The sequence below is a fragment of the Croceitalea sp. MTPC5 genome (assembly GCF_036985505.1).
Taxonomy (GTDB): domain Bacteria; phylum Bacteroidota; class Bacteroidia; order Flavobacteriales; family Flavobacteriaceae; genus Croceitalea.
The window spans coordinates 133190-147435 of sequence record NZ_BTGQ01000007.1 but is presented as its reverse complement, the minus strand read 5'-3'; the positions used below and the strand labels follow the sequence as shown (position 1 = coordinate 147435).

Genomic DNA, 14246 nt, shown 5'->3' with positions numbered 1-14246 from the left:
AGTATAGCATCCTTCTATATGTAAGGATAAAGGCATAATTTTTGATGATTATTCATAAAGAAAAAGAAAATTTTATCATGAATAGGTTTGAATACATAAAAACCAGACAACCCGCCCACATAAGTATGCTGTTCCAATTATCAAAAACAGAGATTTATGGAAAAAAAATTGCTGACGAAAGAGTTGCTGAATGAGTTAGAAAGTATCAAGTCAACAACTTTGGATATTATCAAACAGGCAGATTTATCAATTGTACTGTGTAGAAATCTCCTGTCTAAATTTAAGAGGAAGGTACTAGCTAACGGTTTTGAAACCCCTACCTTAGAAATAGAATTTTTTAAAGATACCAAACAAGTTCCCTTAACTAACTTAATTTATTATTCAGAATTACGGTCATTTGAAGCGCAGTTTCCAAAAGGAAATAAAACTGTACAAAAACAAGCAATTCTAAAAAAGATAAAAAAGCTCAATAGGTTCTTTATGGTTAATATGGACTTTAATCAATATATAGAGCAAGGAAGAATGTACTTAGACGACCGCTATTTCACCAGAGCATTTTTCAATAAGTTTAATGTTACTACATCGAAATACTATTATCGCGACCCCGATTTTAGCACTTCACACGATTTACTTTTAGCGAAATTATGGGCAAATAAAAGACTTATAAAGTACCTAGAAGAACGATTAAAAAGTTTGAATAAAAGGAATGGCAAAAAAGTTAATGGTGTTTTAAAAGGCTTAAAATGGACATCATCAAAAGCGGCTTTGGTCGAACTTATCTATGCTCTCAATCATTCAAGGTCAATCAATAATGGACACATTGAACTCAAGGAAATTGTATCACGTTTTCAAGAAATATTTGACTTTGATTTAAAGGATTTCTATAAAACCTATTCGGAAATAAAGGCAAGAAAAAAGAGCCGCACCAAGTTTTTAGATGAACTTTCCGAGGGTTTGTTATTTCGCATGAATAAAGAAGATTTTTAGGCAACCACCACGTTTTGAATCCTTTAAAAAACTTTTGGTTTGTACTGAATTTATTGGTGTTTTGAGTTGTTTTGATGTTTAAGTTTCTTTATCTTTGCAGTAGAATTTAACACAAGTTAAATCAATTAAATCGGAAACGATTCGGGAACAAGAATAATAGAAATCCCCTAAGATTCGGTTATTGAAGACATTACGTGGTTAGGTTGTCATCCTGCCACCCCGACAAAAGCCGAATCGGAAGATTCGGTTTTTTTATTTAATGGATAAGGTCGCGTAGCTCAGCTGGATAGAGCATCTGCCTTCTAAGCAGACGGTCGAAGGTTCGAATCCTTCCGCGATCACTAGTATTACTAGAGTCTCAGAGGTTTTACACTTTTGAGACTTTTTTATTTGCAAACAATTTGCAAACACTTCAAAATTTATCAAATTTTAACATTTATTGATTCAATTTCCATCAAGGAAAATAGATTCTTCGTTTTTAACTAAGCTTGTTTTATCTTCAAATTAATTCATAACCATCAGATTAGAGTTTACAAAAATTAGTAGCGAAGCGGATAAGGTTTGTAAAGCAAGAGGGTAACACGCTAAAGCGATGTTACGGATTACAAACCATTGATTTTCAATGAATTGAAGATACGTTACAATTATTTTTTGTATCAAAAACACATTAAAAACCCTGTGAGACCCTATAAACGTTGAAAAAATTTACTGTAAATGAAATTGAAAAAGAAGAAAAAAAGTGAATTCTCGGCCATAAGCATCAATCGGATAGTCGCTGGAAGATATCGGGAGTTTTCAAAGAAAATTTCCAAGTCACATACCCTGACTTTGGAACTGATGATGGACTTCTTTGAGGGCGCAAAAATCTCCCCAAAAAACAAATATCTGATGAACTATATGGGTTACGTACATTACATGACCAAAAGGTTTGATTATATAGAGGAGCTCCTTCGAAATTGGGAAAAGAACAGTAGCATCCCAAAAATCCATGATATGCTAAAGAAGATATTCGACTTTGCAGAGCAAGAAGAGAAAAACAGTAGAATGGATTTAGAGTTGCAGCAAAAAATGTATGACCAATCCTTAAAGCGGGATAGGGTGACCCAATACGATAACTATATGCTTAAAGAAAACTGGAAAAAGGAGCGTATACAGATTTTGAAACTATTGAATCAAATCACACTGGAAAAACCCCGATTTGGCAAAGCATACTTCAAACTTGATGTAGAACAAAGTCATCTGGAAAGTTTGAAGGAATCACTTAAACAAGAATTGTGATTTACCTCGCAAAAAGATAGGATGAAGTTTGGTAAGTTTTGGGGCTTGCAGCACGAAACAACGTTTCGCTCGCTGTTGGAGTAATAACATATAGAGCAATGAAGGCATTTTTAATTAACATAATTATCCGTAGTATTTTTTATAAAGCTTCTCAAATATTCTTTTTTCGGATTTTGTAATCAACATATTTATTTAGTTAAGTCTTTTTATTTGACAATAACAGGCTAACGTTACTTTTATAGGTTCTCCCGATTGGTACTTTTCTATTGGATATCAATATATTATTTCCTTCTATCTGATCTATTTTATCTAAAGCAATAATAAATGACTTGTGCACTCTTTGAAAATGAGTAACTGGTAAAAGATCATCATAGTAAGATATACCTTCGTGACTAATTATAAACGTTTCTTGAAAGTAGAGCTTAGTATAATTACCGTACGCTTCAATATATAAAATGTTCTCTGATTTAATTTGATGGTATTTTTTATCCCCCTTTACGAAAAAACGAAGATGATTTTTAGGTTTTTTATTGACATGAATCTTTTGCGGTTCTGGACCAATAGCTTTATTAATCGCTTTGACAAAACGCACAAAACTAAAAGGTTTTAATAAGTAATCTGAAATATTTAATTCATAACCTTCTAAGGCAAATTCTTTGTAAGCGGTTGTTACAATAACTTTAGGTGGATTGCTTAGTGTTTTTAAAAATTCAAATCCAGTAAGTTTTGGCATATTCAAATCCAAGAATATTAGATCTACTGAATCATTGTTTAAAAACTGCATGGCTTCCATAGCATTATAACAGTTCCTTTTAAGCTCAAGGTGAGGTAGCATGCCACAAAATTCTTCGATGAGCTCGTGAGCTAATGGTTCGTCATCAATTATGATATATGTTATCATACTTTACTAATTATTAATTCGACATTATATGTCGTTGCAGTTTTGTTAATTGTAAGTTTGTGTAAATCTGGATAGGTAAGAGAAAGCCTTCGTTTTAGATTTTCCAACCCAATTCCTTTATTACTTTGTTTTACAGAAGAATCATAATTGTTTGTAATTGAAAAATGAATATCTTTTTTTGTGCTATTAAGTGTCATCTCAATAAAAGCATCATTAGTCAATTTTTCAACACCATGTTTAAATGCATTCTCTAACAGAATAATAAATAATAATGGGGCAACCTCATCATTAGGTAAAACATTATGATTGAATTTAAGACTTACATTTTTGTGATGTCTTATTTTATGTAGTGCCATATAATTCTCTAGATAACTTATTTCTTCAGTAATAAGAACACGGTCATTTTTACCTTCATAAATGGTATATCGCATCATATCAGATAGTTTTAGAACCACTTCGGGTGCTTTCTCTGAATGTTTAACTGTGAGTGCGTACAAGTTGTTTAGCGTATTAAAAAGAAAATGGGGATTTACTTGGGTTTTCAATAATTCTAATTCTGCTTTGGCCTTTTCAGATTTTAGAGTATTAAACCATTTCCATTGCTCGTAAGCCCAAATGAAAAATAAAATGGGAATAGGAAACACAAGTAAATTAATAGCTTTCTGATGGTGCAGGTCGAGATAGTTTTCATCAAAACGTATATATAAGAAATAACACAATAACAAGCCATAAGTTAGCACAATTAGAACCTTATATTTTGCAAAAAACTTTGGAAATAATGTGTAAACCACACCCAGCCAAAAAAGAACTATTAAAAAAATAACCAAAGGGTGATTTGGAACGTTAAAATGGTTTTCTATTTCAAAAGTTATAAAGGCAATAATGAACAGTACCAGTACTTTTACAAGGATTGCTTTATTCTTTTTTAAGTAATTGTAATGGTATAAAGCAAAAGAGGCAACCAACAGCCAAAAAGCAAAGATAATTGCTGTTTCCAGAGGGGCATCCTTAGGAATTTTTATGAAGCCCATCCATTCTAAAAAGAATACAACTAAAGCAAGTAAAACAAAAGCGATTCCGAAGGTTTTATATTTTTTTACAGCAGAACTCATACGTTAAAACTACGGTGGTAAAAGTCTGTATACAAACTAATTGACAAACAACATCATATTTGCCATCAATAACCCTTGTTTTAATACAAGAAAGGGTTTGTGGTATTTTACCTGTTTTATACTCCAAAAAAAGCTGCAAAGGTCATTTTTATTAGCCAGTGTTTAAGTTCAAAAATAGATTCGCTTTAAATTAAAAATCGATGAATACACTTGTAATTGAAAATGTATCTAAAAGATATCCCAATGGCGTAAAAGCATTAGATTCAATTAATTTAAATATCTCTAATGGAATGTTTGGATTACTAGGAGCTAATGGTGCCGGAAAATCTAGCTTGATGCGAACCATTGCAGCCCTTCAAAAACCTTCTTCAGGATTTATTGAATTCAATAATATTGACATTATTGAAACACCACAGATTATGCGTCAAGGCTTGGGGTATTTACCACAAGAATTTGATGTGTACCCTAAAATATCCGCTCAAAAACTTCTAGACCATTTTGCTGTTTTAAAAGGCATTCTCAACAGAAAAGAACGTCAAGATCAGGTTTCAGCACTTTTACAACAGACCAACTTGTATCAGCATCGAAAAAAATCAGTTCATACTTTTTCTGGCGGTATGAAACAGCGATTTGGTATTGCACAAGCTTTATTAGGGAATCCACAGCTCATCATTGTAGATGAACCCACAGCTGGACTGGATCCAGAAGAACGACACCGCTTTTTGAACCTATTAAGTGAAATTGGACAAAATATAATTGTTATTCTATCAACCCATATTGTGGAGGATATACAGGAATTATGCACACAAATTGCGATTCTGGCTCAAGGGAAGATTATTTCAAAAGGGAGTCCTTCAGCTTTGGTAGAAGGTATTTCTGGTAAAGTATGGAGTAAGATTATTCCAAAAGATCAGTTAGAGGAATACAAAGAGAATTATCAGGTCATTTCTACTAGACTCATTGCTGGAGAGACGCAAATAAGGGTGCTTTCTGATAAGCAGCCTACCTCAAAATTCAAGTTGGTTACCGTAGGGTTAGAAGATTATTACTTCGCGCAAATGTTTTTAAATCAATCATTAAAAAACGACTAGGATGTTATTAAATTTAGTACGCTTTGAAGTTTTATATCAATCAAGGCAACGCGCACTGCTCATTTTTGCTTTACTCTTTTTCTTCTTCGGTTTTTTTATTGGAGGTAGAGGTCAAGCACCTGCTCAAGTAAATTTCAACTCGGCTTATCAGATCACTAATTACGCGACTATTTTTTCATTAGGTTCAGTTTTCATTGTTATGTTCTTTGCCATTAGCGGTGTCATTAGAGACAAAAAACATCAAATGGAAGCGCTTATTTTTAGTACGTCGGTCAAGAAAAAGCATTTTTTTTGGAGTCGGTTTATTGGTGTTTTCATTTTTAGCATTTTGGGCTTTAGCCTTTTCCTTCCGGGTTTTTTTACTGGATTGTCTATTTCAGGTTTAGATTCTACTCGTATAGCACCGTTTCATTTGCAATCATATATATGGCCCCTTACCGTTATTATTATCCCTAATCTTTTTATCTGCTCAACGCTTATTTTTTCTGTTAGCATACTATCAAAGAGTAATCTCGCCACTTATGCAAGTGCTGTGCTCATCTATATGCTGTACTTTCTTATCGCGTTTTATTCCAATTCACCAATCCTTGCATCATCCGTCTCTGCTTCACCCGAAGCAATGGCCATGGCAGCTATGACCGACCCATTTTCAGGGGCAACATTTTTCGAACACACGCAATTTTGGACACCTTATGACAAAAACCATTTGACATTTTCATTTTCAGGATTTTATTTATGGAACAGAATACTGTGGATAGGACTATCATGTATCGTTCTCGCTATTACGTACCGTTTATTTTCTTTTAGAAAGACGTCTAAAAAAACGATTGGAAAACAAAAAATCACTACCGAACCCTTAGAAATTACCCCGTATTTCAAGGTTGTTAGTCAAATCAATACCAAAGGACAATGGAAAGCTTTTTGGTCATTATGTGAGATGGATATGAGGAGTGTTTTCAAGAGTCTCCCATTTTTAGTGATTATTCTGACACTCATAGTAACTTCTATTTATGAAGTCTATGCAAGAATATCTGAAGGGGGTATTTATGGTGATAGCTTGTACCCATTAACAAACGTACTGATAGAAATAGTCATGGAATTAGTGCCAATTTTAAGCCTTATTCTGATCGTTTTTTACAGTGGAGAACTTATTTGGAGAGCTAGAGATAGAAAAATGGATAGTATTTTATACTCAACCCCTACAGTCAACTGGGTGTTTTTCTTATCAAAATTACTTACACTAGTATTGGTGCCGATGCTCCTTATTGCCTCAGTAATCATTGTTTGCATTGGGTTTCAGCTAGCAAAAGGGTCTTCCCATCTAGATTTTGAACAATACGTCTCTATCTTTTACTATTATGGAGCTTCTATGCTGGTATATTGTATGCTTGCCGTGTTTGTTCAGAGTGTTGTAAATAATAAGTTTTTAGGAATGGGAATCACTGGTTTTGTACTCTTATTTCTAGGTTCTTCACTGTCATTCTATATTGGGATAGAACACCCAATGCTGCGTCTAGGCGATATGCCAATCCCTATGTATTCCAACATGACAGGGTATTCTATACAAACCTCTGCTTTTCACACATATACATTGTATTGGACCTCCTTCGGAATAATTCTATCTATTTTGTCTTTTAAGTTATGGAAACGAGGCACATTAAGGACTAGTAATTTTCTAGAGAGTTTTCGATTTAAAAAATGGAAACAACGGGAGATTGGAGGAATGTTCGTTTCGTTTATCTTTTTCCTTGGTTCAGGAATTGTGTTATTTAATGAGGTAAATATTGAAAACAGGTATCTAAACTCAGATGAAAGAATGAATTATGCTGAGGCATATGAACGAAAATACAAAGTATATGACAGTATTCCTAGACTTCATTATTTAGATATGAAAACAGAAGTAGATATCTATCCTAACGAACGAAAATATAGCGTAAGTGCAGATTACGTTTTGATCAACAAAAACGAAGTTCCAATAACGCACCTATTTATCACTGAGCGAAAATCACTTTCTGAAATTACACTGGAAAACGCAGAAATAATCTTTAGAGATACCGTTTTTGGCACCTACCTATTTAAATTTACTCAGCCTATTCTTCCAAACGAAACAACTGGATTGCGCTATAACCTCACAAAGCAATCCAGTCCATTTAAAGTGGATAAAACCATTGTAAAAAATGGTAGCTATATCCGACATGATGTATTTGAGCCTGCTTTAGGATATCGTCATTCCATGGAATTGTCCAATGCTTATGAACGTCAAAAAAGAGGGCTTCCCAAACAAGAGATCGAACTAGAAGGAGATTCACATCTTTTTTCCAAAGAAGCACGTCTTGGGAGTGTTACTTATGAAACGATTGTATCTACAGACAATGATCAAATAGCTTTAGCTGCCGGAAATCTAATCAAGGATTGGGAAGAAAATGACAGGCATTATTATCACTATAAATTTCCTTCTAAAAACATTCCTTCCCTAGCGTATATTTCTGGTAAGTATGAATTAAGAAAAAGTGCCTTTAAAGATATTTCAATAGAACACTATTACCATCCAAATCATGATATGAACCACAATACAATTGACAATAGTGTGAAAGCCACATTGAAATATTCTGTGACAAATTTCGGGAATTACCCTTTTGATTACTTACGCATGGCAGAAATACCGTCCTTCCATAATTTTGGAGGGGCAGCGCACCCTGGACTTATCGGTATGGTAGAAGATAATTTATACCTAATCGATATCAGAAATACTGGGACTTTCGATCTTGTTTCTAAACGCACTGTACATGAAGTTTCTCATCAATGGTGGGGTATGATTCTAAAGGCTAAAAATTTAGCTGGAAGTGGATTTTTAATTGAGGGTTTTGCCAAATATACAGAAGGGGTTGTTCTTGAAAAGATGTACGGAAAAGGAGCACTTTGGCAACTGAATCAAGCATCTAATGATCGATATTTTGAGGGCCGTTCTTATGCCGTAAAAAAAGAGTCTCCACTCTATCTTACAGCCGGTCAAGGGTATCTAAATTATGGAAAAAGTGGACTCGTCATGTTGTCCATACGTGATCTTATAGGAGAAGATAAATTGAATCAGGTATTGAGAACACTTTCACAGAGATATAAACAAAGTCAAGAATTTGAAGTACATACTTTGGAGTTTTTAAATGAATTATATAAAATCACTCCAGAAAAACATCATTCTTTGATTGATGATTGGATGAAACAAATAGTTCGTTATGACTTATCTATTACCTCATCCTCTTATGAAGAACTAGACAATGGAACTTTTGAAATTATCATGGAAGTAAAAGCAAAGCGTTATAAAACTTTGGCTGATGGTGAAGAAAAAGAGATTGCAATTAACGAACCTATTCAAATAGGTTTGTTCAAAAAACATCCAAAAGGTTTAGGCAAAAACGATACTCCAATCTATTTAGAGCAGCATAATTTAAAGGATAGCTCTACAATACTTAGAATCCAAGTAGATGTTTTGCCAGATGTGATTTCTGTTGATCCGTTTTTAACACGCACAGATCGTATTTATTCCGATAATTTAAGGAGTTTGGAAAAATGAAGCTTAATTATGAGTATTTTTTTCCTCAATGTTATATTCTACTGAAATTACTTCTTTTTTTATAATTCAAGAACTAGGAAATATTGGTAGATTGTTTTCTAATTATGGATTGTCTTTAGTTGTAAAATTATTTGACAGTCTTCACTTAAATAATGCTAAAGAATGTAGTGGAATTTTAATAAACAAGAAACCAGAAATTCTTCAAAGCTTACCTCTAAGAATTATTTCTTCCTAATTAGGTATAACTTCAGGAACGTTTAGTTTATGTATTCTTATTATTAAATACTTAAAATAATCAGTCTTTTAAGTCAGATAAAAGTATCTTCCTATTTGATAAAATTGTCTGACGGAATTATCATTTCGACAGTTTGTATGGGCTTTAAACCTTTTTTTTGACCGGAATTTAAAATTATTTAAAATTATGTTTAGAAAATATAAATGGGTCAAACGGATATCAATTTTCATTCTTCTTTTAATTATTGGGGTTGTTTCTTTCGGATTTTGGTTTAAAAGCTTAATACCACCTAAAGATTTTTCTTTAGAAACTATAAATAAAGGTGATTTGCCTTACTTGTCTCAAAATAGAATACCCAAAAGAGGAAAGATTTTGGTTGTAGTAACGAGTACGGCCACTATGGGTACTAGTGGAAAAACTACAGGATATGAATTAACAGAATTAGCGCGGGCCTATTATGTGTTTGAAGCTAATGGCTTCGAAGTTGATATTGCAAGCCCCAAAGGCGGAAAATCACCAGTAGTTATTGATGATGAAGATATGGGGTCTTATGATTATGCTTTTTTAAATGATTCAATTGCGCAATATAAGGCAGCCAATACCCTTCTAATAAATGAAGTAGAACCTGAAAATTACATTGCCATATATTTTGCAGGTGGTAAAGGTACAATGTATGATTTTCCGAATAACGAAAACATTCAATCTATCGTCAAAAAACATTATGAAGCTAATAAGGTTATAGGCGCAGTCTGCCATGGACCTTCTGCTCTCGTAAATGTAACTTTAGACAATGGTCGACATCTCTTAGAAAATAAAAAGATAAGTGCATTCACCAACAAAGAAGAGTTGTTGCTAATTTCGGATGCAGCATCCATATTTCCATTTCTATTACAAGATAAAATAATTGAAAGTGGAGCCAAATTTAATGAAGGTGATATATATCTAGAAAAAATTAGTTTTGATGATAATATAATAACAGGACAAAATCCATGGTCAACTTGGGGCGTTGCTGAGGGAATGGTTAAGCAAATGGGGTATCAACCAAAACCAAGAGTAGTAACCGATGAAGAAAATGCCGTAAAAGTCTTATCAACCTATAAATCGTTTGGTAAATCTAAGGCCAAGGATATGATAACATCTATTCTGCTAAAAGAGAAAAAACCTTTAAATAGATTATTAATAGCAAAGCACAGTATTATGGCAGCTATGCAAGGTAATATGGGTGACTTCTATAATCTTAGTGGTTTGGTATCTTTTGCTAAAGATTGTGAATCTAAAGTAGATAGAGACCAATAAAAATCAAAATGAGTTGATGCTTGGTAAATGAATATTGTACTACTATTTTCAAAAAATTAAACACCTTTTTTTCGATATAAAGACGGCGTTGTTCCCTGAAATTTTTTGAAAGCACTATTAAATGAGGATAAACTACTAAAGCCCGAATCGAAAGCAATAGATGATATAGTGTATTTTTCATTACTTTGATTTACTAAAAGTTTTTTTGCTTCTTCTATGCGATGATAATTGATAAAATCATTGAAATTTTGTTTGGCATATTCATTAATAATTTGTGAAGATTTTTGAGTGCTTTCACCTATTAATTTACTCAAGGAAGCAAGCGAAAAGGTAGAATCTAAATATAATTTTTCATCAATAATTAGCGAGGATATTTTACTAAATAATTGGCTGCCATTATTTGTTTTAAATACATTTCCGTCTATGTCAATTATTTTAAGTTGGTAAGCTTTAAAGCTTAAAAAATAAATGACAAAAGAATAAAGAATAGGGCCAATAATATAGGGAATTGAATTGTCTACAATGTTTGAAACATATGAAATCCATATGATGATGAAACCAATAATTAATAAACGCAGCCACTCAAATATTGTTCTTTGGGACTTTGTTTGATTTAGATTTTTTTTCTTTAATTTTTTTGTAGAAATACTTACAATAAAAATATAAGTTATGAGATGTAAATAACAAAAGATTAAAATACTGCTGAATAGTATTATAACGTTTTGCTGATTAGTTTCGAATACGTTTTCAGGAACAAAAAAACTAATAACAAAAATGGTTATGAATGGAATAATTTCAATAAAAGAATAAGATGAAAATTTAAAGTCAGTTGTTGTCATTCCCTTGGCATACCATCTTAATAATGGTCCAATTAATAAAAGTAAGGTCAAACCAGAAAAGATAAATAAAGGCTCTAAATTATCCCCAAAATTAAGCATAACAGATTTGCCAATTCTAAAAGCCATAATGAGCAAAATTAAGGATAGAAGATAATTAGTAGTTGATTTTTTCTTCTTGAAAAAAGTAAGATAAATAGCAAATGTAATTCCGTGCAGAAGCCCAGCGCTACTAATAAGAAGAAGAAAAATATCTATAAAACGCATACTAGCATAGGTATTCATATATATATCGCCATAAGGACAGATATTATTTTATTAATACAAATTTTTAAAGGTTCTTTAAAATGAGACGATTCGTTTTAGCCTTTGTTACTATTTTATAATAAATCCTATTAATGAAGAAAAAAATCATTAAATCAATTAAAGTACTATTTGTATTCATTTTACTACTTATTCTAATTTTTGGAGTAGCTATTTTATGGCCTTTGCCAAATTTTAAGACCCCAAAAAAGTATCCTAGCACCTTGATTAAATCTATAAACATAATTGATGTTAAATCAGGTAAAGTAAGGTCTAATAGAACTATTTTAATAAAAGATAATATCATTATATCTATTGACACTTTAAAATACCAAATACAAAAAACAGATTTAGTAATTGAGGGAAAAGGAAAATACATAATTCCTGGGTTATGGGATATGCATACGCATTCTAATCAGCAGTCTGAATGGCTTCATCACCCATTGTACATTGCTAACGGTATTACAGGAGTACGAGATATGTCTGGGCAACTAAATAAAAAAGATAGTTATTGGGTAGGAAGTGAAGAACGTTTACAATGGAATGAAGACATTAATAATAATTTACGAGTAGCACCAAAATATATATTACAAAGTAGTTATCAAATGGATGGTTCTTTTTCTGTACCAGACAACTACCCAAAATATTTTAAACTTCAAAAAAATGAAGATGTAGACTCAGTTTTAAACTTTTATAAAAATAAGAATGTCGATTTTATAAAAGTATATCAGCAGATTTCACCTAGAGCTTATAAGAGACTTGCAACTCAGGCACCAAAACATGGATTACACTTAGCTGGACACAAACCTGTTTTTGTAAGTCTAGAAGAATCTATAAAGTTGGGACAGCGCAGTTTTGAACATGGTCGTGTTTTTATGTATGAAGCTTTTCCTAAAGCAGATAGCCTTAGAGTATCTAAAGACTGGAAACAGTTTTTTCAAAAATCAAAAAAATCAATGGTGAAGGATTTTAATTTTGAAAAAGCTACTGAATTCATGCATCTTATGAAAGAGTATGATGTGTATTGGACACCTACACTACAAACATTGAAATTTGAAGCGCTTGCACATAAAGACTCTTTTTTAAGCAATCCCAAACTAAAATATGTTTCTTGGGCACGAAAAAATCTATGGTGGAGATTTGATGTCAATCATAATAAAAAGCAAAATACATCATCAGTAAATAAAGGACTTAGTGCTTCTTTTTATGAAGCTTCAAAAAAGCAAGTTGATATGGCTAATAAAATAGGTGTCCCTATTATGGCGGGAACAGATGTTACAGACTCTTATACTTTTGCAGGATTTAGTATTCATGACGAATTGGAAGAGTTAACCAAAAGTGGTTTTTCAAACCTAGAAGCCTTACGAAGTGCAACTATTATTCCTGCACAATTTGCAAATATGGAAAACAAATATGGAACTATTGAAAACGGAAAAATAGCGGACTTAGTTATTCTAGACAAAAATCCTTTAAAAAAAATAACTAATTCAAAATCAATCAACAGTGTTATTCTTAATGGCACATATTATAGTTCCAGTACCTTACAAGAATTAAAAGACTTCACGCAATCTATAGCTTCTAGTTTTCATATGAATGTTAAAGTGATGTATAGTTTTATAAGTAGTCCATTAATTAGAGTACAGTTTGCAGACTAAAAATCTACTGACTGTATTGGTTTATATTATTTAACCTTTTAATCTTAATGGTAGTTTTTATCTGATTGTCCACTTTTTTTTGCAAGTCCAAAAACTTGTAAGTAAATCAGGTACTATTTCTAAAAAAGAGAATAAAATAGTTTGGATAGATTCATTTTTAACACGTGCACATCGTATTTATTCCGAGAATTTAAAGAGTTTGGAGAAATAAAGACAAAAGATTCATTTTTATTTATAGTGTTGTTTTTAGGTCTTCGGTATATGCCTTCTATTTCTTAACTGCTCTAAGACACATAAAAGCTGGAAATTCTATAAGTTCTTCATAATGCTTTTGATCTAATTTTTCAAACTCTTTTAAGGGTTTTGGTTCTATCAATTTGTCGATATAAAACCCATTCTTTGTTAAGGGTGAAATACAATCGTGAAGTGGTCTTCTGTGACTATTGATTTCAATTGGTTTTCCAAACCCTGACCAAATACATTTAACGGGTTCTGTTTTAAAATAATCTTTAGATTCATAGTAATTGTATTCAAAAAATGGATGTTCAATTGAGATAATTAATTGACCTTTGGTTTTGAGAACCCTGTGAAATTCTTTGATTGTTAAGTTCCAATCTTCTATGTAATGTAAAGCCAATGCACATAGAACAAAATCAAAGGATTTGTCATCTATCATTGTCAGAGGACTACTTAAGTCGTGCACAAAGAACTTACCTTTACTTTGGTTTCTTTCTTTAGCAAATTTTATCATTTCAGAACTGAAGTCAAATCCAGTTACATGCGCATTTTTTGAAAGCAATATTTCCGCATATTTTCCAGGACCACAAGCTGCATCGAGAACTGATTTGTTGTTTACGTCTTCAAGTAAACTTAATGTATTAGGTCTATCGTAATAAGCATTATGAGGTTTGTGCTCTATCAATCTACTATAGCTTTCGGCTAATTCATTATATGCCGCTTTGATTTTTAGTTTGTTCATAA

General features: G+C 32.2%; 10 protein-coding genes and 1 tRNA gene. 7 read left to right on the top strand and 4 right to left on the bottom strand.

The features are described 5' to 3' along the window. The first annotated feature begins 156 nt into the window (after positions 1 to 156). From AACM45_RS18825 to AACM45_RS18815, 3 genes are all read left to right on the top strand, one after another. Entirely contained in the window at positions 157 to 987 is an 831-nt protein-coding gene (locus AACM45_RS18825; protein ID WP_339144604.1) for an RteC domain-containing protein, read from the top strand. Between the two features lie 267 nt (positions 988 to 1254). Continuing rightward, positions 1255 to 1328: transfer RNA gene (locus AACM45_RS18820), tRNA-Arg, on the top strand. 373 nt (positions 1329 to 1701) lie between these two features. Next, the gene (locus AACM45_RS18815; protein WP_339144603.1) at positions 1702 to 2265 is read left to right on the top strand and encodes a BfmA/BtgA family mobilization protein; all 564 of its coding nucleotides are present in this window, start codon (positions 1702 to 1704) and stop codon (positions 2263 to 2265) included. A 196-nt stretch (positions 2266 to 2461) separates the two neighbouring features. Here AACM45_RS18815 and AACM45_RS18810 read toward each other — a convergent pair whose 3' ends face one another. Together AACM45_RS18810 and AACM45_RS18805 are read right to left on the bottom strand one after the other, a co-directional pair. Beyond that, the gene (locus AACM45_RS18810) at positions 2462 to 3166 is read right to left on the bottom strand and encodes a LytR/AlgR family response regulator transcription factor (RefSeq protein WP_339144602.1); all 705 of its coding nucleotides are present in this window, start codon (positions 3164 to 3166) and stop codon (positions 2462 to 2464) included. Beyond that, positions 3163 to 4278 carry a sensor histidine kinase gene (locus AACM45_RS18805; RefSeq protein ID WP_339144600.1) on the bottom strand — a complete coding sequence of 372 codons (1116 nt, stop codon included), beginning with the start codon at positions 4276 to 4278 and terminating at the stop codon, positions 3163 to 3165. The genes AACM45_RS18810 and AACM45_RS18805 overlap by 4 nt, the downstream gene beginning before the upstream one ends. A 200-nt stretch (positions 4279 to 4478) precedes the next feature. Between AACM45_RS18805 and AACM45_RS18800 the strand changes: the two genes are divergently transcribed. The 3 genes from AACM45_RS18800 (at position 4479) to AACM45_RS18790 (ending at position 10471) form a co-directional block, all read left to right on the top strand. Beyond that, on the top strand, positions 4479 to 5369 hold the full coding sequence (locus AACM45_RS18800) for an ABC transporter ATP-binding protein (protein WP_339144599.1): 891 nt from the start codon (positions 4479 to 4481) through the stop codon (positions 5367 to 5369). A gap of 1 nt (position 5370) precedes the next feature. After that, positions 5371 to 8940, top strand: coding sequence for an ABC transporter permease/M1 family aminopeptidase (locus tag AACM45_RS18795; RefSeq protein ID WP_339144598.1), 3570 nt, complete (start codon positions 5371 to 5373; stop codon positions 8938 to 8940). Positions 8941 to 9361: 421 nt separating this feature from the next. After that, positions 9362 to 10471, top strand: coding sequence for a type 1 glutamine amidotransferase domain-containing protein (locus AACM45_RS18790; protein ID WP_339144596.1), 1110 nt, complete (start codon positions 9362 to 9364; stop codon positions 10469 to 10471). 56 nt (positions 10472 to 10527) lie between these two features. On the opposite strand, the gene AACM45_RS18785 is transcribed toward AACM45_RS18790, so the two are convergent. Further along, positions 10528 to 11592, bottom strand: coding sequence for a helix-turn-helix domain-containing protein (locus tag AACM45_RS18785; RefSeq protein WP_339144594.1), 1065 nt, complete (start codon positions 11590 to 11592; stop codon positions 10528 to 10530). A gap of 113 nt (positions 11593 to 11705) precedes the next feature. Here AACM45_RS18785 and AACM45_RS18780 point away from each other — a divergent pair, with 113 nt between their 5' ends. After that, the gene (locus AACM45_RS18780) at positions 11706 to 13265 is read left to right on the top strand and encodes an amidohydrolase family protein (protein ID WP_339144592.1); all 1560 of its coding nucleotides are present in this window, start codon (positions 11706 to 11708) and stop codon (positions 13263 to 13265) included. A gap of 268 nt (positions 13266 to 13533) precedes the next feature. Here AACM45_RS18780 and AACM45_RS18775 read toward each other — a convergent pair whose 3' ends face one another. Then, positions 13534 to 14244 (bottom strand): class I SAM-dependent methyltransferase, encoded by a 711-nt coding sequence (locus AACM45_RS18775; protein ID WP_339144590.1) that lies wholly within the window; start codon positions 14242 to 14244, stop codon positions 13534 to 13536. Positions 14245 to 14246: the final 2 nt, after the last annotated feature.

What these genes read in the sequence shown, in the direction of transcription:
- AACM45_RS18825 (WP_339144604.1), top strand. Translation starts at nt 157, where the DNA reads ATGGAAAAAAAATTGCTGACGAAAGAGTTGCTGAATGAGTTAGAAAGT.
- AACM45_RS18815 (WP_339144603.1), top strand. Translation starts at nt 1,702, where the DNA reads ATGAAATTGAAAAAGAAGAAAAAAAGTGAATTCTCGGCCATAAGCATC.
- AACM45_RS18810 (WP_339144602.1), bottom strand. Translation starts at nt 3,166, where the DNA reads ATGATAACATATATCATAATTGATGACGAACCATTAGCTCACGAGCTC.
- AACM45_RS18805 (WP_339144600.1), bottom strand. Translation starts at nt 4,278, where the DNA reads ATGAGTTCTGCTGTAAAAAAATATAAAACCTTCGGAATCGCTTTTGTT.
- AACM45_RS18800 (WP_339144599.1), top strand. Translation starts at nt 4,479, where the DNA reads ATGAATACACTTGTAATTGAAAATGTATCTAAAAGATATCCCAATGGC.
- AACM45_RS18795 (WP_339144598.1), top strand. Translation starts at nt 5,371, where the DNA reads ATGTTATTAAATTTAGTACGCTTTGAAGTTTTATATCAATCAAGGCAA.
- AACM45_RS18790 (WP_339144596.1), top strand. Translation starts at nt 9,362, where the DNA reads ATGTTTAGAAAATATAAATGGGTCAAACGGATATCAATTTTCATTCTT.
- AACM45_RS18785 (WP_339144594.1), bottom strand. Translation starts at nt 11,592, where the DNA reads ATGAATACCTATGCTAGTATGCGTTTTATAGATATTTTTCTTCTTCTT.
- AACM45_RS18780 (WP_339144592.1), top strand. Translation starts at nt 11,706, where the DNA reads ATGAAGAAAAAAATCATTAAATCAATTAAAGTACTATTTGTATTCATT.
- AACM45_RS18775 (WP_339144590.1), bottom strand. Translation starts at nt 14,244, where the DNA reads ATGAACAAACTAAAAATCAAAGCGGCATATAATGAATTAGCCGAAAGC.